The organism is Cyclobacterium plantarum, assembly GCF_011290685.1.
Taxonomy (GTDB): domain Bacteria; phylum Bacteroidota; class Bacteroidia; order Cytophagales; family Cyclobacteriaceae; genus Cyclobacterium; species Cyclobacterium plantarum.
This window is the reverse complement of the sequence record NZ_JAANYN010000001.1, coordinates 667,100-693,137: the sequence shown is the minus strand read 5'-3', so window position 1 is coordinate 693,137 and position 26,038 is coordinate 667,100. Positions and strand designations below refer to the sequence as shown.

At 40.7% G+C, this 26,038-nt stretch carries 17 protein-coding genes; 8 read left to right on the top strand and 9 right to left on the bottom strand.

Going from position 1 to position 26,038, the window contains the following annotated elements:
- Nucleotides 1-146 precede the first annotated feature (146 nt).
- From G9Q97_RS02885 to G9Q97_RS02875, 3 genes are all read right to left on the bottom strand, one after another.
- Nucleotides 147-962 (bottom strand): LytR/AlgR family response regulator transcription factor, encoded by an 816-nt coding sequence (locus tag G9Q97_RS02885; RefSeq protein ID WP_166142933.1) that lies wholly within the window; start codon nucleotides 960-962, stop codon nucleotides 147-149.
- On the bottom strand, nucleotides 959-2,812 hold the full coding sequence (locus G9Q97_RS02880; protein ID WP_166142931.1) for a tetratricopeptide repeat-containing sensor histidine kinase: 1,854 nt from the start codon (nucleotides 2,810-2,812) through the stop codon (nucleotides 959-961). Before G9Q97_RS02880 ends, G9Q97_RS02885 begins: the two co-directional genes overlap by 4 nt.
- A gap of 130 nt (nucleotides 2,813-2,942) precedes the next feature.
- Nucleotides 2,943-3,092, bottom strand: a complete 150-nt coding sequence (locus tag G9Q97_RS02875; protein ID WP_166142929.1) for a hypothetical protein — start codon at nucleotides 3,090-3,092, stop codon at nucleotides 2,943-2,945.
- 492 nt (nucleotides 3,093-3,584) lie between these two features.
- On the opposite strand from G9Q97_RS02875, the gene G9Q97_RS02870 reads away from it, so the two are divergent.
- Nucleotides 3,585-4,187: a DUF6252 family protein gene (locus tag G9Q97_RS02870; RefSeq protein ID WP_166142928.1), complete on the top strand. Its 603-nt coding sequence runs from the start codon at nucleotides 3,585-3,587 to the stop codon at nucleotides 4,185-4,187.
- 56 nt (nucleotides 4,188-4,243) lie between these two features.
- Here the strand turns inward: G9Q97_RS02870 and G9Q97_RS02865 are convergent, their stop codons facing one another.
- A complete protein-coding gene (locus G9Q97_RS02865; protein WP_166142926.1) occupies nucleotides 4,244-8,854 on the bottom strand; it encodes a caspase family protein in 4,611 nt (1,536 codons plus the stop codon).
- Nucleotides 8,778-10,808: a caspase family protein gene (locus G9Q97_RS02860; protein ID WP_166142924.1), complete on the bottom strand. Its 2,031-nt coding sequence runs from the start codon at nucleotides 10,806-10,808 to the stop codon at nucleotides 8,778-8,780. The genes G9Q97_RS02865 and G9Q97_RS02860 overlap by 77 nt, the downstream gene beginning before the upstream one ends.
- A gap of 190 nt (nucleotides 10,809-10,998) precedes the next feature.
- On the opposite strand from G9Q97_RS02860, the gene G9Q97_RS02855 reads away from it, so the two are divergent.
- From G9Q97_RS02855 to G9Q97_RS02840, 4 genes are all read left to right on the top strand, one after another.
- Complete coding sequence (locus tag G9Q97_RS02855) at nucleotides 10,999-13,212, top strand: tetratricopeptide repeat protein (protein WP_166142922.1); 2,214 nt, start codon at nucleotides 10,999-11,001, stop codon at nucleotides 13,210-13,212.
- Between the two features lie 331 nt (nucleotides 13,213-13,543).
- Entirely contained in the window at nucleotides 13,544-14,221 is a 678-nt protein-coding gene (locus tag G9Q97_RS02850) for a helix-turn-helix transcriptional regulator (RefSeq protein WP_166142920.1), read from the top strand.
- Between the two features lie 140 nt (nucleotides 14,222-14,361).
- Complete coding sequence (locus G9Q97_RS02845) at nucleotides 14,362-16,266, top strand: hypothetical protein (RefSeq protein ID WP_166142918.1); 1,905 nt, start codon at nucleotides 14,362-14,364, stop codon at nucleotides 16,264-16,266.
- Nucleotides 16,263-18,209, top strand: a complete 1,947-nt coding sequence (locus G9Q97_RS02840; protein WP_166142916.1) for a hypothetical protein — start codon at nucleotides 16,263-16,265, stop codon at nucleotides 18,207-18,209. The genes G9Q97_RS02845 and G9Q97_RS02840 overlap by 4 nt, the downstream gene beginning before the upstream one ends.
- Nucleotides 18,210-18,610: 401 nt before the next feature.
- On the opposite strand, the gene G9Q97_RS02835 is transcribed toward G9Q97_RS02840, so the two are convergent.
- The 3 genes from G9Q97_RS02835 to G9Q97_RS02825 form a co-directional block, all read right to left on the bottom strand.
- Nucleotides 18,611-19,015 (bottom strand): SpoIIAA family protein, encoded by a 405-nt coding sequence (locus tag G9Q97_RS02835; protein ID WP_166142914.1) that lies wholly within the window; start codon nucleotides 19,013-19,015, stop codon nucleotides 18,611-18,613.
- A 140-nt stretch (nucleotides 19,016-19,155) separates the two neighbouring features.
- Nucleotides 19,156-19,491: a hypothetical protein gene (locus tag G9Q97_RS02830; protein WP_166142912.1), complete on the bottom strand. Its 336-nt coding sequence runs from the start codon at nucleotides 19,489-19,491 to the stop codon at nucleotides 19,156-19,158.
- Between the two features lie 380 nt (nucleotides 19,492-19,871).
- A complete protein-coding gene (locus tag G9Q97_RS02825; RefSeq protein ID WP_166142910.1) occupies nucleotides 19,872-20,471 on the bottom strand; it encodes a superoxide dismutase family protein in 600 nt (199 codons plus the stop codon).
- A 360-nt stretch (nucleotides 20,472-20,831) separates the two neighbouring features.
- On the opposite strand from G9Q97_RS02825, the gene G9Q97_RS02820 reads away from it, so the two are divergent.
- Entirely contained in the window at nucleotides 20,832-21,479 is a 648-nt protein-coding gene (locus tag G9Q97_RS02820) for an ureidoglycolate lyase (RefSeq protein ID WP_187357702.1), read from the top strand.
- A gap of 34 nt (nucleotides 21,480-21,513) precedes the next feature.
- The gene (locus G9Q97_RS02815; protein WP_166142909.1) at nucleotides 21,514-23,634 is read left to right on the top strand and encodes a T9SS-dependent choice-of-anchor J family protein; all 2,121 of its coding nucleotides are present in this window, start codon (nucleotides 21,514-21,516) and stop codon (nucleotides 23,632-23,634) included.
- Between the two features lie 94 nt (nucleotides 23,635-23,728).
- Here G9Q97_RS02815 and G9Q97_RS02810 read toward each other — a convergent pair whose 3' ends face one another.
- Nucleotides 23,729-23,941 carry a hypothetical protein gene (locus tag G9Q97_RS02810; protein ID WP_166142907.1) on the bottom strand — a complete coding sequence of 71 codons (213 nt, stop codon included), beginning with the start codon at nucleotides 23,939-23,941 and terminating at the stop codon, nucleotides 23,729-23,731.
- 444 nt (nucleotides 23,942-24,385) lie between these two features.
- Between G9Q97_RS02810 and G9Q97_RS02805 the strand changes: the two genes are divergently transcribed.
- Complete coding sequence (locus tag G9Q97_RS02805) at nucleotides 24,386-25,969, top strand: PKD domain-containing protein (protein WP_166142905.1); 1,584 nt, start codon at nucleotides 24,386-24,388, stop codon at nucleotides 25,967-25,969.
- Nucleotides 25,970-26,038: the final 69 nt, after the last annotated feature.

Here is a 26,038-nt window from a genome sequence, read left to right as displayed (position 1 = left end):
CAAGAAATGCTGCTTTACCCTCTTAAATAAAGGTTAAGCATTACGGGCATAAGTAAAAAATATAGTTCATTGAATTTCATGTTGGACGACATATAGTGCTCACACACAAATCGAAAAAAGTTGAACTTACCTCTTCAAGGGAATATTCAATAAATATTCTTCCCTAATTTTTTAAATAAAGAGTTTTTGGCATCTCCATTCTGCGGAATAGGTAGGGAAATCGTTTTAACTTCTGTGGTGGAAATTTGATGGGCCAATAACAGCTGATTGTGCTTTATCTGCTGGATCCTGCTCAGGCAAACAATGTGTTTGCGGCTGAGCTGAAAAAAATCAGGGGCAAGGTTTTGTTCATGTTCCTGAAAGAAATTCTTAAGACCCGGCGATGTAAATACTACTGGATATGGCTGTGAATTTAGGTATGCTCGAATGGTTTTTCCATCTGCCTCCAGTAAAACGAGTTTCTCTAAAGGTAAGGCTGTTAATTCCCCATGAGCTGTAGCTACAAAGATGGCATCCGGTTGCTGAAGTTTTGAATAGGAAGAGTCCAGGTTATTTGTTTCTGATAAAGTGGATTGGGATTTCCGGATCAATAGCAATTCCAATTGATCGGCGAGTTGCTGGCGGTCGTAAGGCTTGCGCAAGAAGCCGCAAGGAGCGGTGAGTTTGGCCAGATCGAACCCATTCGGCAATCCAGAAACGAAAATAATAGATATAAATTTAAGGGTCAGATTGATATGGTGGGCGAGTTTGATGCCTGCCTGCTTGTCTCCCTGCAAATCAATGTCCAGCAAGACCACATCCGGCTGCCCGGTGCGCAGCAACTCCACTGCCTGTGAAAAAGTCTCTGCCGGCCCCAGAACAGTAAGCGGTGCCAAAGGAAACAGTTTTGATAAATCCGAGACAATTAAGTCTGCCAGGAAAGGATCGTCCTCCACAACCAATACTTTTGAAGGGTTATTCATATCTTCAACTTGAGGGTATAACAGGTTCCAGGAAAAGGTTCAACAAACAATTCTGCATGGATGTATTTAGTAAGTCGCTGCATCAAGCCTGTGCCAACACCTTGTTTCTGCCCACCATCCAAACCTATCCCATTGTCCTTAACATTTATAAGAAGGTATGCCCCTTGTTTATTCATGGACACAACGATTTCTGGATTAATAATTTGATCGGTAAAGGCATGTTTGGTTGCATTGGTAACCAATTCGGCTATGATTATGCCCAAATTTAAAACGATATTTGTAGGTAGAAATATATCAGCCTTAGACTCAACCTGGAAATTAATCCTGTGTTCCGTTAGCTTAAACATCTCTTCAAGTCTTATCACCAATTCTTTAATATACCCTCCAATATGGATTTCCCCTTTTTCATCCTCAAAATTCAGGTACTGTTGCAGGGAGGCTGCTGATAAAATGGCTGCCTCCAAATTTTGCATCACCTGTCTGGATTTATCGGCTTTCAAATTTCCGGATGCCATTCTTATTAATGACTGCACCTTCATCAAAATATTATAAGTCCTATGAGTTAAATCATCCTTCTGTGATGCAATGATTCCATTTTTTTGTTTTAAGGATTGATTTAATTTATACAGGAAATAAACCAGCAGAATAGTCACTCCTATCAAAAACACCAAAACCACTATATATAGGAGGTATCGCTCGTTTTCCATCCGGACTAAAGCTGCTTCCTGTTCGGCGAAATTCCTTTCCAGTTCCTTTTCCCGTAACAAATATTCAGACTCAACACGCTGAACATCCAGCAGCTCCTCCTGAAACAGTTCTTCTTTTAATGCAGCGAGTTCTTTGTGAGCATTGAACGCAGCGGAAAATTTCTGTTCCTTTTCGGAAAGGGAGATTTTCAATTCTAAAAAATTAAGGTACAATTCTTTGATAAATACACTATTAAAAAGAGATTTTATGCTATTCAGGTAGGTATTCGCCGATTGGAAATCATTTTCCATCATAGCCAGGTTGGCAAGGTTTGTTTTGCAGATAATCTGTCCTTCGATATCGCTGTTATCCAGGTATAACCGATGTGCCTCCAACAAGTAACTCGCGGCTTTTTTTAAATTACCAATTTTAAGATAATCCTCGCCAATATTATTTAGATTTGCAGCCTGCTCCGTTTTAGGAAGGCCGAGTGCGGTTTTTACTTCCAAAGCTTCCAGATTAAAATAGAGACTGCTATCATAGCGCCCGGAATGAAAATGGTTCATTGCCATATTGTTGTACAAGTAGGCTATTCCCATAGAATCATCCAACGTAAGGGCGAGGTCGAGTGCGGTGCGTTGTTTTTCAAGTGATTTGTCGTATTGCTTCAGATTGAGGTACATTATTCCCATGGAATTAAGAATATCGGAAACTTGCTCCATGTCCCCATGGAGTTGCGCCAGTGTCAATGCCTTTTGACTGTTTTCCAAGGAGTGGGAGTAAAGGCCAATTTGTCGATAAGCCATGGCCAGGGACTTATAGGAAGTGATTATTCTGGTGGTGTCCATGAGCCGTATGGCCACTTGATTGGATTTCAAATAATACCGCGCACTGGAATCATATTTTAGTAATTTGTAGAATGAAAACCCCAAGCTGTTAAACGTTTTCCTTGCATTGCCCAAATCCTCCATCCAATCGGACTCTTTTATCAGCTGATAATAAATGTCAATTGCCTTTTGATGGTGCCTTTCCTCCTGAAAAGTGGAAGCTTCCGCATAAAGTGACTCATACCTTTTTGCACTATTCACTTCTTGGGCTACTAATTCCTGACCGGGTAAAAAAATGGCCACATGTATGAGGTAGATAAGTACGTTGTAATTCACAGCCCTATAAAATAAATACCTGAAAATTAGAATCCTCGTTAATAATATACATAAAAGGCTTTGAAAACAAATCCAAAGCCTTTTGATTGTAATTCAATGCTAGAAGTTTTAACTTACATCAGCACTTCTGCTAGCCGTTTCCAGGATCCTTTTCTTCGGGATCTTTTACCAATTCCAAATGGGTGGGTTCCATTTCTTCTTTGTCTGCGAGAAGTCCACATCCGGAAATCCCCCAGATTAGAATTAGGATTGCGACGATTTTTTTTACTTGATTTTCCATAGTTAACGATGTTTAAGGTTCGTTTTCCAGGTAATTTCAAGTGTTTGATTACTAATTATTTACATCTTGACGTCAAGCTATCGTCAGGAGAGTAGTCAAGGCTATTTTGCCTGGTGGATGAAAAATGTAAGAAGCTTAAACCCTCTAATTAGTGATCCCAAGCTGTATTTATCTGAGCAGATAGATCGAGGCATGGAATTAAAGCATTTGAAAAAAATTCCGTCAACCGGCCGTCAGGAGAAATTTTCTATCCAATTCACAGGTCCATCTGATTTTTTGATAAATATCAGCATCCGTCCATCAAATTGAAATTTTCAGTGAGTTGTCAGGTTTCACCAGAATTGGTGGTTCGGTTAGAAATTTGAAAAACTAATTTTGGCTGGACCTATGGGTGAGTCTCAAAATCTGTAATAGCGAAAATCAATTGTGGTGACAGTGTAGGAAATCAGACAACCGCCAATAAATTATTCAAAAAACATAAACCAGAATTGTATGAAAACCAGCATGAAGTTAATTGGATTCCTAATCACCGTTTTGATGGGGGTAAGTTGTAGTAACGATGACGAGGGAATGGAACCAGAGGAAACAGGAAGGCAAAGCATTACCGCCAAAATAGATGGGAGAGACTTTGAGGCGGTAATGCCAAATGAACAGGATCCGGAGGCTGAATTTATTTTAACCAACCTCGTAATCAACCCCAATGGAGGTGGGTTCGTACTGGGCATTTCCGGAGTGGACGGAAGTTGGGAGGATGCGGCTGCGGTTGACGTTAGAGTAATATTAATTGGGCCGAATCTAAGTTCACTAAAAGCCGGAACCATTTTCACAAATAGAGGCACGGACACCGAACCGACCTTTGACGGGTATGTGGCAGCTGGAGTTTCTACAATGGTCCTGAACAATATGGAAAACGCTTATATTGCATTAACCGACGATTTTGGAACAATCCAGGTTGAGGTGACCTCCATAGACCATAGTGCCAAACAGATTTCGGGTACTTTTGAATTTACAGCAGTCGATCCGGATGAGGAGAGGACGGTGGTGGTAACTGAGGGAGAATTTAAGAATATCAATTGGGGAGATAAAGTTATCTGAGTGTCGCTGACGGTCTGGGATAATTCTTCAGTGCTTGGATAGCGTGGTAAAGGTATTTACTCCCAAGTTTGGTCACCATAGGCATCCTGTATGGCTTCCTGCCATTCTTTCGCGTCTTGGTCGTTGAAGATGGCTCCGTAGCGTCGCAAACGGTCTTTTTCCTCCTCGGAAAATTTGGAGTCAGGATGGAGGTTGCGAAGGTCTAGGCCTTGGGTGATAAGGCCTGGTTCACTAATGAACTTTCTAATTTCTTTCCCCGTGGTTGTTGACCATTCTCTCACCGTTCCACCGGAATCATTTGACAAAATAGTCTTCCCGTCTCTACTGTGATCTACCGAGCAAATAAAAATATCATGACCTACATAATTCGTCAAGCATTTTCCATTGGACCTTGCCCTTTCCTGTAATTCACCACTATTAAAACCCAATATTAGGCGACTTCCGTCTCGACTGTAGTTTGCGAAACGGGTAAATTCCAAAAATTTATACGATTTCAGATTATCTCCAGTACTAGGCGAAAGTTCCGCTAAAGACCCAATTGGCTTGTGATTATGAACCAATACCCTTTGCCCGTCTGGACTGTAAACCGCAGAATGTACCTTACAATTTCGATCGTTTAATACCTTCACCGATGACTCTGACCACACAGACCATATTTTTGCAATTCCGTCTGCTGAACAAGACAATATATAACTGCCATTTGGGCTGTATACCGCAGAAATAACGCATCTGTTTATATTGATCGTACGCTGACACGAACCCCTCAAAACTGACCACTCTTTTACGGTTCCATCATCAGAGGCGGAAAGTATTTTTTTATCATCTGAACTATATAGGAGCGTATTTATTTTTCTAGTATGTCCCGCAAATTTACGGGTGCATTCCCCCGTTGATAGTTTTAATTCCATCAGAGAATGGTCTGAGGATACTGTGACTATCCGCATACCATTTTGGCTATAACTAATAGTGGAATTGGCACCTTTAAAAATTTTTAAACATTTTGCTTTATAAACTGACCATTCAAAAGTCTTTGTAAATTTACTATTGAGAATACAACGACCATTTTTGCTATATACTGCAGAAGGACCTATACCATTTTCCCCCTTCTGCACAGCAAAAAGGCACTCGCCAGTTTCCACAGACCATTCTATAATACTTCCGCTTTTAGAACAAGAAAGAATCCGCAGCCCATCTTCACTATAAATTGCTTTGTGAACTATATCCATATGGCCCACGAACGTGCGAATACATTTTCCTGTTATTACTGACCATTCCTTTACGGTTTTATCATAGGCACAGGACAGTATTCGTTGGCCATCCTTACTATAAATTGCAGAACACATTCCAATGTAATGACCTTCATATATACTGATACACTTTCCAGTGGATGCAGATAGCTCCTTGATAATTGTACCTGTAACAAAAAGAAATTTTTGACCATCCGGACTATAGACCGCAGATGTAACACCTGAATGCTGTTTATCAAATGACCTTAGGCATTCGCCAGTTTCAGTAGCCCATTCCTTAATGCTTCGGTCCCTAGAGGTAGAAAGAATCTTTTTATTATCCAAACTATACACTGCTGATTTTATATCATCCGAATGTCCAATATAAATTCGTAAACATTCAAGTGATCTCGCACACCATTCCTTAATTGTTCCATCACTTGACGCTGATAGAATTCGACTATCATCCAAATTATAAGTCACAGAATTCACACAGCCCGAGTGTCCAGAAAATATTTTTGTGCATTCACCATTTATTCCAGACCACTCCTTTATGTTACCATTTCTATAACCCAATAGTATTCGCTTCCTATCTCTATTGTAAACTGCAGAGGTGACTGAATTCGAATGTTCTAATTTTAGTATAAATGTACATTTTCCTGTTGCTGCTATCCATTCCCCGATTTCAGAATAACCTGAAATTCCAACTATCCGTTTGCTATCTAAACTATAATCGACGTTTAAAATTCCATATAAACCTTTTGGGTTTTCAAACAGTTCTCCATCTATCCATGCGCCATCGACTTTAGCTGGCAGATAGTTCTTACCTCGAAATGCCGACATCGGAATTCCATTTAAAACCACGCCTCTTAAATCAATATTCTGAAGGTTTGCACCCGCTAAGGTGCCACGAGTCTCATGCAGGATAGTAACTGCATTACAAACGGTAAAATCCTCCTTCATTTCTCGGCCTTCACATTGAGCCAGAAGTCGGGAAACAGAATTATTTCTTATACGAGCGGGAACCTGCTCCCCACGTAGAAGAATTTGTGGTTCAAAAATATACTCTCCTTCCATTTCGCCAATCAATCTCCTCAAATAAACTGGGAAAACTCTGGACTTCCATTCCTTAGGAAGAAGATTTTCCTCAAGCGAAAAACGAATACAATTAACAAGATGACAAGCAGCGAAAAAATGACGAATGTTGGGATGTAAAAACCGTAACTCATTACCTTCCTTCGTGAGAAGTTGTAGATGTTCCACAAGATATTTCAGAAAGGTTTCTGATCGTTCCAGTTTTTGCATATCGCTTAGCTGGCCGATAGGTAAGTGCTCGTTTATTTTCCAAACCTCTTGAAACTGCGAAAAGCTAGTCCTTCCATTGAGTTTCTCATACGCTTTATTAAATACCTCGTAAAAATTATAGTCTGTATCAGTCGCTATATTCCATGCTATGGAAACTCTTCCTTTCTTTTCCATTGACCAAGCCAAAAAGGGAACATAAAAAAATAACAAAAACCGCACTAAAAGCTGTTCATGCGATCGACCCTCATATTCTTCCATCAATTTAGCGAACTGTGCTTCCCTAAAATTCCACAGAAGCTCTGCTTCCGTTCTTACTGTAAAAAAGGTAAATCGGGCATCCTCTTTATATTTTTTTAAAATAACCTCTGAACCTGCATATAATGTCAGCATCATGGGATTACCAAAAAACTGCAATAGTCTCGGGTCAGGTTCATTTGTATTATCAAGTTTGTTTAAGTATGCTATGATTTGTTTATCTTGTAAGGGTACCAATTCTACCACCGTATATTTATTCGCCCAATTAAAATTTTGAATTTCAACTTTTCGTGAGGTGAAGATTATTTGAATTGAAGTACCATCACCCGATAACCAACTGAGTTCAGTCGTCAACTCCTCTCGAGGTACTGTGACATGGTTAAACCCATCAAGAAGTAAAACAAAGCGAGGATTTTCCCGACTTTTAGCGGAATTAGGAATAGAATCGAAAAAAAGTTGGCATATAAAGTTTCTAAGACTTTCAGCCATAGGGTAACTATCAAAGTAATTTTTTGCTATGTAGCGGAGGATAAATCCTTTTCTTTCGGCTTTCTGCACATGATTAAATTCATTCAGTTCCACATAAATAGGGATAGGGTAATCTTCCTTTTCCAAAAACTCTTTCCAAAGCCTTAGGATCGACATGGTCTTCCCACTTCCTCTATTGCCTATTAAAATGGCATGAGTACAGGGTTGCTGCCACAATGAAATAACAGAAGTAGTTAGTGGTGCAGGTTCCCCATCCAACTTAACTTGATTTTGTTGTAACTCGGTGTGGATCGTATCTGCAAGTAATCCACTTTCAATCTGAGAACCCTTTAAGTGTCTATTCAAGAGTTTTGATCGAAATAAAATAGATCTCTTTCTAAGCTGATTTTGTGAATAATCAAGGTTATTCTTCGGGGTATGCTGATTTGGTTGAGGAATGTAAACTTTTCTATTTTGAAAAGCATCATCTAATACAAAATTAAACGTGCCTCCTTTGAAGTCGGCGTTTACACTGTTATCACAATGAGGCGAACTTATAAAGATCCCTGCTTCCTTTCTCTGCTCTTCAATTAAATCATTAATTGAACTTACAGGCAAATGAGAACGTGTGTTTTCTTCGAGAATTTTGATAAGAGAATCTGTAAAAAAACTTTTGTCCGGAACAGGTTCATTTCTTCCAGACGCCAGAATCCATCTGGAGGGATTATCCGGTGAGTAGCTCTTATTTGTAGGTCGGACTGAATCCGGCAATCTGATTTCGTGGGGAGTAAAAGTAGAGGAGTAGCATGTATCAATAATAACTAATATGTCTTTAGCCACAATCTTAGTAAGCCGGTCCATTATATCCTTTTTTCCTAATAAATTAAACGCACTTATATCCATTTCTGGATCTGGTGGCACTGAGTCGTAGGGTGCAAAATAGGGTTGTGACTTCTTATCAAGTTCGTCTCTATATGCATGGCCTGAAAGTATCACGATCAGGTTGTCACTTGGAGTGATAATATCGTTGCCTTTCCGGAAGCTGTGCAGTTTTTGAAGTATGGCCGGTCTCGTGGCTTCCCTATCTTTTAAAAAAGATACCAATTCAGGATCAGCGGAGATTTGATACTTTCTTTGCAATACCTCCAATAATCGTTCGCAATCAGAAACTGGAAATTCAAGCGCGGGCCAACCAGAATCATAGGCGCTAATAGCTACAATCAGCACGAATGTTCGGGCGGTCTCCGGTTTGTTGGTCACCGAATTAAAATTTTTCTTGTTAGAAACTATTCCTCGATTTTGTTCAGCCATTTCTAATCTCTTATTTCTGAATTGGTTAGGAATTGAAGTGATTGGTATGCGGTAATGGCCGGAAAATCCGGATTGAAAAATCAAATGCCGTCCACCGCTCATAGCCCCTCAGTTTTCCCGGCTTAGCTGGAATCGACGAACGCATGGTTTCCTTCTCCTCGGTAGTTAGGGACTTCTGTTGAAAAAAGGCCAGGTTTTGAATGGGATCGGTTGAAACCAAAATCCGCAAATATTCTCTAACCTCCTCTATGCCGGAACGTCCAAAAGCATCGTCCACTTCCAGACAAATATCCTCGTAGCTGCCATCTAGGTTTTCTTCATATTTTAAAAAAACCTTATCACCTTTTTCCAGATATTGGCTATCCGCTTTAATCAATTTTTCATAAATGCCAAAAAGGCTATCGAAGTAAAGAGCCGCAACATAGCAGGATGGCAGATCCGATTCCCTATTTAGCGAAATCGAGAAACGAAACATCGGATTACAACCGTCTTTATACCCTAACTTAATCTCCTGAGTGGGTCTAATATGTAGTATTTTGTTGTCAGATAAGTCAGTCGAATGCATCCTCTTCTGATCTCCACCCACAACACTTTCAACCCTAAACGCAAAATCATCCTCTCGAAAAATAGAGTTTGTGCTGTTCAACGCCAGCGTATAATCCCACCTCCCGATGCTTTCAACAGTGTGCATAAAATTTGAAGCATCCCTTCTTGGCATTAAATAGGGAAAACCTTCCAACTCATACTGATTACCTTTTAAGTTAACCTTAAAATCCCAGGCTTCACTGGTCTCTATAATTGGCTTAACAAAATGATATCGGCCTGCTTCATACGTTTCTAGCAAGCTCATTCTCGATCTTTGATCCAATTCCGAGCAGTCCAACTTTTTTTGTTGAATAGCCAGGTTAACTAAAATGGCGCGATAGGTTTTATTCGCGACGTCCAGAAGATCTAAATCTGGCCCCTCGACAACCGACAATGCCATTGCCACTTCTCCTACTTCCAAAGTTATCGACTGCTTCGCATCCGCTTTCCATTCTACCTGTACCAATGTTTTACCAAGGTCGTTGGAAGGTACCAAGCCATGGATCAATCCCGCATTTAACTGCCAGCGTCTCCTTTGGGAATTGTAATGAAGTTCAAATGAAGGATGATAAGGAAGCAAACCCTCTCCCAAAAAACTGCGGTCAAGCTTCCAATCTCTACTTGCTACCGCCATCGGAGTCTGACTCGTCAAGTTTAATGACACCGTTGCACCGAGGCGTTGAATAATGTCGCGATAACTGCATATACTGCCTCCTGAACGTAACAAAGCTACCAAAGCGTTTGAAAACCTCCCTCCATTCATGGTATCGACCGCCAGCTGTTCTGGCCTGCAAGCAGCTAAGTGTACATAATCCGCAAAAGGGAAGGTTATGGTGCCATTTGATTTTATAAAAAAATGTTCCGAATACCCCAAAAAATCTTCTAGTTTCGCTCCACTATCAGATCCATTTACCGACCTACGTCCAGTCTTCGCTCCACGCGTTACCCCTCCTCCATGGCAACAATCCGTAATGACCAAACAATGGACATTGGGCTTATCTTTCAAGGTACGGTGCAACAAATAGGACATTTCCTTATCCCGTAAATCACGTGAAGTACTTCTACTATCCTTTAAGACCAAGGTTTCAAGCCTTCGATCGGCGAATTCGGCGGGGATGTCCGAAGAGGAATATCCGTGTCCACTGAAATAAAATAGGCAAATATCTCTTCTATCATCATCGGCTTTGGCTAAGTGCTCAAATGCTGAGTTTGTTACATTATTAAAAGTGGGAGACTCGTAGTCTAACGTTTTCCCCAAAGTTTTCTGGTAGCTTGTTATCGCACGCTCCCCATTTTCATTTGGCGAGAGAAAATATTTTGGTTGGTAGTCCAACAATCGCTGTTGAGCGCAAAACTCACGCAGAAATGCATCGATGTTTAGGATATCAATTATACATCCATAAAGGGGAGGTACATTGGATTCATAGGCATTGATCCCTATTAGTGATGCATAAAGGGTCCTATTTTTCATAGGTTCTAAAAAACGTGCTAAATTCTAAAACTAAAATTGACGATCAGATTAAGGGTTTTCTGAAAAATAGGAAATTTTTTTCTAATTTGACCAGTCATCCCATATAAAATACTTCGCTCTTAGGGATAAATTAACAGTCAATCATTACATTGAGCAATTAAATTTTGGTTGAAAAGCATATTCAAAAATCATGGAAAGTAAAATTGACCTTGGAGAACCTATAAATTTTGGTTTGGTGTATGCGCTGTTTCAGAAGCTAATTACTAAATACCATCCAGATTATATTTCGGGGAAGACAAACAAAAGTCTTACATTGGAAAACACGAAAAAAGTCCAGGAATTCAGTCAAAACATTGAAGATGCAAGTAGTCAGAATCAACAACGGGTTGGCCTTACGACTGTAAAATCAATCATTGCAGCCTTAAAGGGCAATCCGCATGGTAGGAATGAACCTAAATTAGCTTTTGATTTGGAAACGATAAATGCTCTTTGTCACTTGGTCGGCAATCCCAATTGGGAAAGTTTTTCCACAGAGTCAAAAGCTGTAGCATTAGCGGAAACCATTATTTTAGAAAATAGGGAAATAATTGAGCGATATAGACGATTCACGATTGTAAGGAACAAATATGTCCATAAACCCACAATTTATTTCAATTTTCGCGCATCAAGCAATTTTGGAACCGCACATCAAATACTGAAAACCGCAAATAGAGAGTTTCAGGACCGATTGATTCGTTCAAATCTGAAAGATACTTTGGAATTAATTTTTACTGACGACAACGAATCAGTCATCTCCGATGGAGAGAACGTATCGATAGCAAAATCGAAGAATGCCGATGTTGCTGTATGGGGATATTTTGATGTAGTGGAGAATGGAGAATTATGGGCACAAGTTAACTATGCCATCATCGGATCAAGTTATGAAAACAGAATTTCCAAAAAAACTAGTTATTTCCCCGAAATGAAAATTAGCTTCAGTGGAGTTCGGAACGGTGAATTTTACACATCCTTTGATCACGCTATTCAATTGATAATTGCTATTGAAACCATATTAAGAGATGAATTTCAAACTGCACTTTCGCATTTAGCTAAAATACCGGACAATCAGAAATGTGCTGAGTCATGGTTTATACAAGGAACCTGCCTATACGAATTGGGCAGAGAATCTGAGGGAGTAGAATGTTGGGAAAATGCGCTCAAGCAGGATGAAAACCACTTGAAATCCATTACCAATCTGGCAATGCATTTGTTCAGAGATTACAACAATAAGGAATGCGACATAAATGAAAGGGCCCAGATTTCAAAGGCTTTGCGACTGTTGCAGAACCCTCTGTTTGATGATGCTCCGGCAGAAATTAAACTTCGAGTAGGTTCTCTATTTGCAGAGTTAGGTGAGAAAAAACACGCAATTAGTTATTTAAACGATGTTGTTAAAGACAAGCAAATCCCTGCAGGGGCAGAATATGCATGGTTAAAATTAGGACAGCTGGAAAATAAACCAGAAAATTTCAAAAAGGCGGCACTGCTTTCTGACGAATTTGAGTTTCACAAAATTTGTAAAAGCCTAATTGAAGGAAGCGGTTTAGATAAACGTAGGATTTTTGAAGAAATTTATCGGCGAAAACGTAGTGATCCTAGGTTACGGGAATTATATGAGGAAAAGGATTTTGGGATAGCGGAACATACCGATCAATTTCCGCTAAAGATTTTTGATTTAACTGGAAAGATTGATTTAATACCTCAATATTCAAGAAGATTGGTAGATAAAAATGTTCGCGACAATGTAATAATTAAAGAAATTGACGGCGGCCTTTACTACGACGATATTATAATCTGCGGTGAGGAAGAAGTGTCGGGTACTGTTTTACTTTGTGATGAACAGGGGAGATTTTCTGATATATTGCGGCTTAAAATTCCGGCCCATAGACAGGGGGTCACAACCGTGGCAGATTGTCTCTATTCCTATTTTGAGAATTTGAGAAGTACGGAGACAAAAGACGCCTATTTGTTTTTGGAACCCCATATTATACGAGATGAATACTTTCTGCCTAATAAACTTATAAAGCTAATAAATAAGTCAAACAAAGAGTTTATTACTTTGGAAACAAAGCGATCAGGTGAACTTGTCCTGGATAAAGATGTTCTTGGAACGTGGTATAAGGAGGGTATTGAGTCGCATCTTAGTTTAGAGATTCAATTACAAACTGATTCAATTGAATTTTACACACTTAAAAACTTAAATTTATTTATTCCAATTGAAATGATGCTGAAAGAAAAGGTGAAAAATTTTACTGATTTTCTACATCCAGCAAATATGAATGAATTTTACTTAGCTATAGCAAATTATTTAACGGACGTTTACGCATATGTTGAAATGGAAGCCGTAAGGAATTGGATAAAATAAAAAAAGTTTGTAGTAGCCGGTTTCACCCTTTTCAAGCTGACCAGCTAATCACTGTGAAAAAAAATCACCTTTCTCCGAACCGCCTCTTCTGCAACTGTTATGACCAGATTAGGATTTGGTAACCTTTTTTGGAATTCGGCTTAATGTACTGTATACCGGGGGTTTTAAAACGAGTATCAATAAGTTTGCCTCTTTACAAATTAACCCCATTCCCTAAAAAGCAACCTTCAGCCCCTAAGTACCCACCTTCGTGAACTTCATTTCTGTTTCTTTTAAGCCCTGATTTACTTGACCACCAAAAGTAGTGGTTACCCCAAAAAATCAGGATCAAATGAGCTCCAAAAGTAATAGCAAACAAGATGGGTTAGCAGCCAAAATCCAAGCCTTTCGAATGGCTGCCGACTGGATTCCCGGTATTAAAATCATACAGCGGACCGAACCCTGGGAAAACCTGTTTATCTGCAGTCAGGGAAAAGAGCGATACCAGCTTTCGGAAAGCTTTTTTCAACACCTTCCCAGCCATGAGTTTCGGCGATTGATTTTCGATCCGGAAAGTCCCGACACCTGCCTGCTGGGACCCTCTGATGCGGACGATAATGGGCGTCCATCCAAAAAATTCTATGTACGCAGGGATCGGTTAAAAGATCAAACCGAGATGGAACTGATCAGTGTTTGCCCTATCCTTCCGGATAGCCCTGGTATTGAGAGCTATTCACTGATCCAGATCATCCCCATCGATTTGCAATCCTGGGCCGCCCCCAAGACCAGTAGAATTGCCAGGGAACTGTCCTTTCAAAAGAGAAACTACATAAAATTCCGGCAACTTTCGGATAGGAACAAGGAGGTACTTTCCCTGATAGGCCGTTGTAAAAAAGCGGAAGAAATCGGAGAGGAATTGTTTATCGGGGTCAATACGGTGAACTCCCACAAGAAACGAATCAAAGAACTCCTGGAAACCAACGACACCTGGGAACTGATCCAGTATGGTCTGGCATTTGACCTGATATAACAATCACTATAGTTTGTTTGTAGAATTTTCCGGGACACCCACCATGCAACTTGAGTAAAAAACAATATTAATTATTTAAACGACATTTTTTTATATTCAAAAATTAAACTACCTTTGTCTTATCATTTTTAAATCAAGCGATGAAAATACGGCTTTTGCGCCCGTACCTCCTGTTTTTTTGGGTTATGGTTTTTGGGGCATGTGAAACGGAGGAGGAACTTCCCCATGAAATTGAAAGTAAGCTATTACTTGAACTGGTACAAACCTTTGCAGGTGCTGAAGGTAGCCGTATGCAACAGGTCCCCATACAGGGTGTCAGCAATCTGGTACTGACCATCGAGGAAGAGAATGGGGCAGCAACAGACTATTCCTTTAAATCCATTCCGGTGCTTAGCTTCGAAAACAGACTCATTATCGAAGAATTAACACTCTCCCCGGGAAAATATCAGATTACCGATTTCCACCTTAGTGATAGCCTTGGATCTATCCTATATGCAAGTCCCCTTGCCGGATCTCCTTTTGGTGAAATTTTGAATCAACCCCTTCCTTTATCTTTTCAATTGAGGGCAGCCGCATCTGAGGCAATACAGGTTGAGGTAATTTCAACTGCTGGGGCATCCCCGGAAAAATTTGGCTTTCAACCTGACATGGAGGGATTTAGGGAAACGTTTTTCTTTTTTCTTACGCTCACGGGAGAGAAAATAGACGAATACCTGGATTTTCTGCCTGGAAAACTAAATGTAAGCACAGAAACATTTAATATGAATTTTTCCCTTGATAGAAACCTGAACAGAATTGTCTTACCAAAGGAAACGACTCCCTACCTTTTCCAAGTAGAAAGTGTAAACTACCAACCCTTAAAGATTTCTTTAGGTTATGACAGCGTGAGCCAGTTTGATCAAAAGCCGCTTGTCCTGGAACTGATTAAAAAACAGGACGAGGAAGCGTATATTGGAGGAAGCTTTGAAGGAATGGTATTCCTTTCTACGCAGACACAGGTGGATTCCTTTGCACGTAAAGGATACGAATCCATACAAGGAAACCTCACCATTAGTCACACATCTATGGATGATGCCGATCCGGTGAAAGACCTGAGTGGATTAAACTCGCTTCAATCCATAAACGGGGATTTTACATTGAGTGACAACCCCTTGCTGACTTCGGTTTTGGGCCTGCAAAATTTACTGGAAATAAGCGGCAAGTTGACAATTCAAAACAATGCCCGGCTTGAATCATTAACTGATTTTTTCAGATTGAGGTATGTTCCTCGTATAAACCTGATCAAAAACCCAAATCTTCGCAATTTTGAGGGATTAGGGACTTCAACGCCCTCATTAAAATATTTGCACATAGAAGGAATGGATCATTTTGAGTCCTTGAATGCTTTAGGGAAATTTGGCAGTTTACATTCCTTGACGATTAAGGCCAACCCCCAATTGACCCAAATTAATTTCAATCTACCAGAACAGAAGTCTATACCTTCATTAACCGTAACCGACAACCCTGAACTGCAGCACTTTGGCTACGCCGAAAATTGGGGGTTTGACAGGATATCATCTTTGGTTTTGGTAAACAATGAAAAATTGGAAGATCTGAAGGGCTTACTTTCACCAGAAGGAATAATTGGTAACAGGATTGAATTGGTCAACCATCCTAAAATAAAAACACTTCAAGACCTTACTTTTCACGAATTTTTTAGCAGAATCAATATTCGGGACAATGAATCTTTGGAGGACCTAATCCCCTTTACACCGCTCACTGTGCTCTTTTCCCGATTAATTCTGGAGAACAATCCTAAAATAAAAAGCCTGCAGGGCTTGCACAATATTAGCGAGGTTGTATACACCGAAATCCCCCAATCGGATAATCATCCTTTTCCAAACCCTATTCCTGTTTTGTTTAAGATCAGGGATAATGCAACATTGACAGATTTCTGTGCTTTTGCTGATCAGATTACTCTATTTGAACCAGCCTTTAGCGAAATAGAAAATAATGGGTTCAACCCTACCCATGAAGACCTTAGAAACGGAGTTTGCAAAGAATGAGAACGCACCTGAAAAACCACCGGTTGATATACCTGATTTATTGGATCGGTCTGTCTTTTTTTTTGTTGAATTGTGAAGGGTTGGAAACTCCTGACCCTACAACGCCATCCACACCAATCGAGGATCCGGTAATTGAAGACCCACAAAATGATGTGGTGGTTCCTTCCATTGTACTCCAACTCAATCGAAAATCCAACTCTTCCGCACAACACCGAATGAAGGAGCTGGTCTTGAAACATGCAGTAATCACCATTCGGACCAAGGAGGGCAACCTAACCGACTACGAATCAAAAAAAATAAGCGTGGAAGAAAAAGATGGGTACTACCTGACTGAAAAAATTCACCTGCCAGAGGGAGCATATGAAGTAATTTCTTTTTTCGTTTTAAATGCGGACCATACTGTCGCAGAGGCAAGCCCTAAAAAAACTTCTTATCTGGGTGAAAATTCAACCATGGCACTCCCCTTACCTTTTGAAATTTCCCCGGTAATTTCAGAAGGCGAGGAAGAACCGGTTACAAGGATTCCTTTACAGGTAGTGACCATAGCAGGGAGTAAACCGGAAGATTTTGGATTTCAATCATTTGAAATAAATGTAAAAAGTCCGCTTGTTTTTTATGTGGCACTGGTCTCCAACCTGCGGTCAATGGACTTCCTCCCGGGATTCCTTCAAATTGTTGTTTTGGGGGAAACTTTTGATTTAGAATTAACTTCAGGCATTACTCAAAGCATGGAGCTGCCGATTGCAGAAACCTATACCCTTAAAGCAATTAGCCAGGACCGGGAAAATCAAAATCTGACATTCTCATTGGAGGAATTGATGCTTTTTACTGAAAAACCACTGTTCCTTGAGATGAAGGAGGAAATTAGCGAATGCCCTGATGGCGATCATTTGGGCAATGTCATCCTGCAAAATCAATCCGAAGTAAATGAATGGAAAAATAGCTGCCGGACGGGAATTGTAGGCGACCTGACAATCCGGGGAAACCATCCACAGGATCCTATTATTGACCTTTCCCCATTGGATGGCCTGATTTCTTTGAGCGGAGCATTAATTATCCGCGACAACCTGCAGTTGAAAACCCTCAAGGGCCTGGAAAACCTAATCCAAATAGGCAGCATGCTCCAAATCGAAAACAACCCCTATTTACAAGGTTTGAATGATTTAGCAGGAATCACAGCTTCTCAGCTCCATGTTTACGTTAAAGACAACCATTCCCTGGTGAATTTAGAGGGGCTAAATGGCATTACTGATGTAACTATATTCGAAATTTCCAATAATACCACCCTTAAAAATTTCCATGGTTTGGAACATTTGAGTTGGGTAAACCAACTACAGATTTTTTTCAATGAAAATCTGGAATCATTTGATGGCCTTGCCGGTCTTCGGCACATTGGAGAACTGGAAATAAACGGACAATCAAAAATCAATTCATTTGAGGGTTTCAAGAATGGGGTACAAAACCTAAACAACCTCTCTTTAAATAATATGTCAGAGATCAAAAATTTGAGGGGTTTACTGGCTCCCGGCGGCAAGATCAACAAAAGCCTGATTTTATTCAGTACAGCACTTGAAACTTTGGAGGGACTTTCATTAGCCGATGAAATCCCTTTCAATATCGAGATCCAGGACAATTATTCCCTTCAAAATTTGAACCAGTTCTCCAACCTTACGGCTGTAGGCAGGAGGTTCAATATAGAAAATAACAGAAATCTCAGGTCTTTATCAGGTCTGGAAAACTTACAATCGGTGGGGGTTGGCGACGGTTCGGACAATGCTGCAAAACATCCATTCAATATTCGGTACAATGATTTTCTGGGAAATTTTTGTGATTTAAAACCCCTTCTGGAGAAAGGGACCTATCATCAGCTGGTCATTGCAGATAATTTTTACAATCCTACTTCACCGGAAATTTTGGAAAACGAGTGTAAGCAGGATTTTTGAAATCCTGCATCACATAGAACAGCCTTCAGTGGTATAGATATCCATTTCAAATAACCAATTTCATTTAAATAAATTACTATTGTAAAATCAAGCTTAAACCTGCAGGTAATCCGTTTCCTCTTTTTACTTATCACAACGGTACAAAATGCCACCCATTGATACAGCTATGGTTGGCATTTTGAGCTTTTAACTTTCTCAAAACCCACTACCCCCATTTCCATCATTCAAGCTTTATTAGGTAATTGGCATGTTTAATTAAGGGTATAGTTCAAGCGGAAAAATAACAAGTCAAATTCACCATAGTCCCTAATCTTCCCATAAGGGTAAAATCATTTCCCAACAATAAACCTTCCAGGAAAGTTGAAAACCCGGAGGATTCTAGACGGCCAAAACAAGAAATATCAACTTCTCATTACCTGACTTTTTTTGGAAGGCTCCTCCATCTCAACTTGATCAGATAGCCAGGACAGGGCCTTTAATTTTTCTGATGGGGCATAATACCTGACCTCCCTGAAGCCGAATTTAGTAACAATATCCATCCTGGGTGTTTCCCAATCGCCATTTCCTACCAGGGCAATTCTACTGAAATTACAGAAATGGCTGGTATCGAATTTCATTTCTTCCCAAAATGATTGAAAAGCTTCCAGATCAAATTCCTCCATCTCCATGTAAAAAAAAGCCTCCCCATTAGCAGTTATTTTGTGGTTAAGCAAAGGCAAGAGCTTTGAATAATCTTCATGGGTGATGTGTTCCATCATTTTGACGGCGATAATTTTTCCCTCAGTCGGACCTAATATTGTTAACATGGCTTGGGTTTTCTGTATTTGATTTTATGATTGATGAAATTATCCTCTTATTTATTTATCCTCCACTTATAAGACAAAAAAACAGTGAAGCACATTTATTAAGGATTAAACTCGTGATAAAGCCGGGAAGGCCGAAAAAATCAGGAAAGAAAGCTTCTCCAGGAATGGTACAGCACAAAAAGCAAAACCTGGTTTCGATTGAAATATTTAATCTCTAATTGATTTAAGAAAAGCCAATGGAGATCATTTCCACTTTTTCCCAGAGCCTGAAACAAATCAAATCCATAAGAATCGTCCCATTTTTTTTCATCCGTAATTTCTCTTGGATCTTCCTCACCCCTGGGCAATGGATCATTACCATAGGGGCCAGGGAAAAGAAATGGACTGTTATCTATCTGGCTGACTTTGGTCAGGGCCCTATTATGCTCTCCCGAGGAAATACCTTGCCTGGATGAGCTTATATAAAAGACAAGCACCAATCCCAATAGTATACCGATGGAATACTGACAAAGCCTTGAAATATATTTAATTGTCCGGTTGACCAATCCTAACAGGGAAAATAATTATTTGAATCCTGTAAATGTATCATTTTTCTTGGTGCTTGCCAACAAATATGGTTTTTTAGGGATGAAACCCTATGGGAATAGTTAAAATAATAAATTTATGAAATCCTTACCGAATAATCTTTAAACGCCCATTGCAATAAACCAGCGGGCTGTCAAGGTTTGCGCTACATTTCAGGTCTGAGGTCTATAAATAGAAAAGGAGCACCATTCACATGATGCTCCTTTCTATGGTAGTACATAAATCATACCGACAAAACAATACGCATCATTTTGTCAATAATCTTAAAGGATCAAGATCCAGCCTGGATCACTCCACAAGCTACTCTTGAACCGGCTGCGCCAGAAGGTTGAGAGGTAAAGTCATCCGCATCAGCGTGAATGATCACTGCTTTGTTGAGGATATCACTGCTTGCGCCGTCCCCAATAGTCCAGCCTTCAACTTCCATTTCGACAGCACCTACACCGTCTTCTCCAACGACCATATTGTCAATATCACCGCTATGGTATTCATCTTCTCCACGCTTTCCGTGGGGATCATCAGTTGGATTCCAGTGTCCACCTGCCGAGGTGGCATCTGCGGCACTGCAATCTCCATTTTCATGGAGGTGAAGGGCATGCTCTCCTTCGGAAAGATTTTCTACCTGGACTACCAGGCGGATCTTACCATTCTCCAGTTCAGTAAAGGTTGCCGACCCGCTGACATTGCTTCCACTAGCTCCGGAAATCATGGCCACAGCCGACTGAAGCTCCATAGTTTCAGTTTCAGTTTCGCTGTCCATAATTTCCACTTCTTCTATCGTCTCTTCGTTGGAACTGGTACTTCCAGATCCGCAAGCAAACGTAATTGATGCAATTCCTACAAGGAATATGTAATTCAGATGTTTTAACATAATTAAAGCATTTAATTTTGTTGATACCCTTAACCCCCGAAAAAAATGTGCCAAGTCTTAATTAACTTCTATATTCTTTAAAAAAACGGCAAAAAAATCTTAATAATTGGAATAGGCAGTAGTTCCCCTGGCAGGATCAATCGTTTTATTTTAAGAAATTATTCCACCCGACCAGTTTTCAGCCTCGCCATATTTGCTGGTATAAGCCTGTTAATTGATGCATTTTGTCAATTTGACATGAATTGGCATTAATTAATTGGACGAGGTTAAAAATACAGAAAAGAAAAAGCAATTTTCTTTATAATCCAATTTTATCCTATATTTTTGATAGTACCATTCACGGTCAACTGTTACATTATCATGCTATTAGATTATCAGCATCCCAAAATACCTGCTGGAATTAAACATGTTGAGATTCCTGTAATTCAAGCAACAGACCAATCCCTGCAAGGTTATGGAAAGCTGGTCAGCAAAGAGGAATACTTAAACTATCCCATAGAGATTGTCCGCTGGCCTGCATCTGGTACCCGGGAGGTAGACGAGGACACCGGAGATGAGGCGGGAACAGTATCAGGTGACTTTGATTTTTACTGGGAGGGGGATTATTTCAAAGGAAAAAACCATGCTGTAAATTCCGAGTACCTCTTTGGATGGAGCAAGGCACCTGAAAAAGCAAGTGCCTCAGGCACAGCAGAACCTGAACGGGTGATGCTTTGGCACGCGAACTATCATCCGGATGGTGGTCAGCTGTTTTTTCCTTTGGAAGGAAAAACCTTCATTTCACCACTCGCTTTACCCGGGGACGCAGTTACTCCCGGAGATTTCAAAGCTTTTCGGGTAGAGAATGGATTGGGCTTGTATATCCACCCAAATGTTTGGCATGAAGCCATAATACCTTTAGAGAAAAAGGCCAGATTTTATGATGAACAGGGAGCTGTTCATGCCAGGGTCAGCGTCCATTTCCCCAATGAATTTGGGGTCCTACTCAGTATTCCTTTGAAACGGTAAATCCGGGGTTATCATGAGCCAAACTTTATGAGACATGTATCTGCTGTATTTCTTTCTGGTCTTTTTGGGCAAAATCACATTTGCAAATCTTCGTGAAGTACCTGACATACTAACTCCTAACTCCATTATTATACAGGAAAATTTTAACCGGAGTTGCACGAAAGGCATTCCCCCGGGTTGGACCGTATATGGGGTGACCGGCAATCAAACCTGGACCTGTACTACTTATGGACATAAAACCATTCAAACAGATAATGAGATTTCGTATGCCCTGCAAATCAACGGCTATTCTGGAAAAGCAGCCGAAAATGAAAGTTGGCTGATCAGCCCGGTTTACGACTTAAGCCATTTCCAGTTTCCATTACTTTCTTTTTATAGCAGGGTAGCATTTGACGGGCCTCGTCCCCAACTTTTTATTTCTACGGATTATGAGGATGGTGATCCCAATGCTGCTACCTGGACAGCCCTGGGCGACCGCTTTGCGAGGGGGGATCATTGGACGCATTCCGGAAAAATCAATCTGGCCAGATACAAATCAAGGGCGATACGGCTTGCCCTCGTATATTTCTCCTCTAACGAACAGGGAGCTGCCCGTTGGACTTTGGACGACTGGACCATCACCAATTCCGGGCAAGCTCCGGCTCCATTTCTCAGTACCAACCTGGAAAACACCGACTACATGCATTTTGAAACGGTGCAAGCGGGTCAATCCGGCACCGATCTTCAAAGTTTTGAGTTTTTGCTATCGGACCCTTCAGGAGGATTGACCATTCGGGTAAATGAGGGTTTTGGCATTTCCAAAACGCAAAACGGATTTTCCCAGCAACTTTCCTATACCGCCGAGGAAGCGGCCCGGAACAATACTTTATGGATTCGGTTCGAACCCCAAACGGAAGGAGCCTTTCATGGACCGATCTCCTTCTTATTCGCAGATAGCATCCAACAGGTCTCATTCCTTTCCGGATCCACCATTAATCAGGAAGAAACGTTGGATATTGTTACCTGGAATATTGCCTGGTTTGGCTCGGACCTCCCCTACCAGGGACCGGAGGATCCCGGGAAGCAATTGGAAAATGTCAGCCAATTGATCAGGGCCATGGATGCTGACATCTATGCCTTGCAGGAAATAACCAACCTGGATCAATTCCAAAAACTGGTAGCTTCACTGGAAGGCTATGAAGCCGAGATTTCCCCCGCCGCTTCCTATGGAGCATCAGATTTTGAAGCAGCGCAAAAACTGGCCTTTCTCTACAAAACCTCAACCGTAAGCCCTGTCACCTTCAGGGTCCTGCTTCAAGGTGTTACTTCCGAAGACATCGGGCACTACCCTGCTGAACCAAATCGCTTTTGGGCCAGTGGCAGACTTCCATTTCTAATGGAAGCAGAAATCCGGCTGGGTGGAATGCAGCAAACCTTGTCCCTGGTCAATCTCCATGCCCGATCCAATGGAGGTGGGGAAAGTGCGGCCAATCCAAGATATGCCATGAGGAAATTTGACGCAACAGTATTAAAAGATTCCCTGGATCAGTATTACGGAACCGAAAACCTCCTTATCCTTGGAGATTTGAATGATGACCTCGATGAAACAATAGCCGATACCAATGCCTCCACCGTATCCGGCTCCGAAACTTCATTTATCCGCTTTATGCTTGACAAGGACAATTATTTCCCGGTTACACTGGCTCTGACAGAGGCGGATTTAAGGTCCTACATTTTATCGGACAATATTATTGACCACATGATCCTCAGCAATGAATTGGCTGAAAGTTATCTTTGCCAGTCTGCAAGAATAGTAGTCCCTGAGGATGGCATAGCAAACTTCCTGAACAATACCTCAGACCACCTGCCGGTAATAATACGGCTGGACCCGAAAAAGAGCCCGGCTAACAATCTGATTTTGGGACTTCCGGAAGAAATAAATACCAGCGGCATCAGCCTATATCCCAACCCGGTAAATCAAACGCTATTTGTCCAACTCAAAGGACAAAACCCTCAGGTAAGTTTAATCAATCCAATGGGAAAAATTATCCAAACCCGGACCAGCCAGGAAGGAATGATTGCTTTTGATGTTTCCATGCTGCCCAGAGGGGTTTATCTTTTACATATTACAGGTGAAGCATCCAGGGACATCTATAAAAAAATCATTGTCAGGTAAGCAATACCCGGAAAATTGATCCTTTGTCCGGTAAAAAGACCGGCCACTCATGCTACTCACAAGTGGCCGGTCTGAACCAACAAACAAAAAAAAATCAGGACAAAGCCTTTGCCCTTTCCGCATGAAAAGATTTCCAAAGTAAATATCCAAATCCCAGCTGAGGGACGACCAATAACAACATCTGCGGAAATACCGCTCCGGAACCCATGGCCAGGTTCACATTCAAAAGCTGCGAAACCGTGAGAATCACCAGCACAGAGACCAAAGCAAACAAATTGGCCAAAATTAATTTCGATTGATTTTTCATAACATGTAAAAGTTAAAAATTTAACAATTCAACAGGTTTTTTGTCCTAGCAACACCTATCTGAAGGCTAAGTTGAGGCAAAAAAAACATTTTTCCAAACCTCTAAGAATCATGAAAATCAGCAGTTTACGGCATTTTTGATTACAAAAAATGATAAATGTAAATCGTTTTAGGTAAACTGTATTTGGGCTCAAAAATATGCTGAAAAAAAAATTAAAAATTTTTTCCGCCCTATCAACCAGGTCTAAAGAAAGGCTGGTTTGAACAAAAGTGATTCACTATTCCCTTACCTGATTTATACCTGGAAAATTTGAATCACATTTTTGAAATTTAGATATTTTTAAAATTTAATTTTGTATATTTACTTTACTATTCATAAAAACATACATAAATGGGATAGTATAAAATTTTCGACTGTTGAAAAATGGGGTTTGTCATAAAAATAATGTTGTTGACATGCCTGGGATTGGGTGCAGCGCTACAAAGTTTTGCCCAGAACCAGGGGCACTTACTTGATCTCAGAACCTGCGGAAAATCCTGTTCCTCCAGTAATTATTCTATTGAATCGGTCTACCTCAGCGATGTAACCGGAAATCCCATCACCAGTTCTCTGCTTACCTGCACACCGGGGGTGGAGCAAACTACTTATATTTCTTTTATCTACCATACCAGTTCAGGCAGTGGCGTAAGCAATGGACGTCTATTTGCTGACCTGTCGGTGGGCGAGAGTACCATGTTTCTAAATTATTATTTTGGCAATATTCCCCCAGCCAAAACCACAGCAGACACCCTAACCCTATCTGCATTCCCCCTAAACTGGGTCTGTGGAGAAGAGGTAATTTTAAGCAATTCACTCCTGGCATGGACCCCAAGTGGATCAGCAGATCTTTCAACAACTTATATTTGTAACGATTACCCCACTGCACAATGTCAGTTTACTTCGGATATAGTGGTGGACGCTCCGTTGGCTGTGCAGTTTGAATATAGCTACGATTGTCCAGAAAATGGGACAAGTACGGTATACTTTACCAGCACCACCAATGGCGGAAGGGAAGCCTACACCTATAGCTGGAGCTTTACCAATGCCAAAATCAGTAGTTCCACGCTCGCTGATCCCATCGTGGAATATAACGAATCCGGCACAGCGGAACTTACGGTCACGGATGCCAATGGCACTCAAAATACCTATAATGTATCTGTAGAAGTACCTGAAGAAATCGATTTGACAGGTACGGTCACAGACCATACTGATGATGAAAACCCCGATGGAGCTATCAGTCTGGATATCAACAGTACAGGAAACTATACCTTCGCATGGACTGGACCGGGTGGTTTTACCAGTGATCAGCAGAACATCAGTGAACTTATTGCAGGGGACTATTTCCTCACGGTTACGGATAGTTTTAGCTGTTTCACGGAGAGGACCTTTGAAGTGCTGTATTTTGGTGCCTTGCCCATCACCTGGGGAAAGATGCGCGTTTCATTTAGTCCTGATCAGTCTGAAGCCATCCTGGATTGGACCACCTATAAGGAAACAGCCTCCAGTCATTTTGAAATTCAAAAATCCGTAGGGAACATTAACAATTTTGAGCCCATTGCTGAAGTCAATAGCGTCGGAAACAGCCAAGATATCAGTCATTATACTTTTAAGGATAAGATTTTAACATCAAACGGGCAAAGGATTTATTACCGAATCCGGCAATACAACCTGGACGGAAGCAGTGAATACAGTGAGACTATTTCTGCAATTGTTCCGGAAGGGACCCAAAAGGCAGCTGATTGGATAATCTATCCCAATCCCTACAAAGAAAATGCCCTCTGGTTACACTATTTGGGGCCGGTTATTCCGGATTCAAAAAAGCTAAAAATCAGGTTGATTTCTGCCGCCATGACTACTACAACGGAAATTGAATGGAACAATAACGCCATAGACCTGAAAGAGAAAATGAAAAATTTACCAAATGGGTTGGTGATTTTGGAAATCCACTATGGAAATATGATCCAACGGTTGAAATTAATCATTAGATAATTTTAGATGTAATTTGGTTGAATCGGGTTAACAAGTGGGGATTTACTGTTTAAGCTTCACTATTGGCAG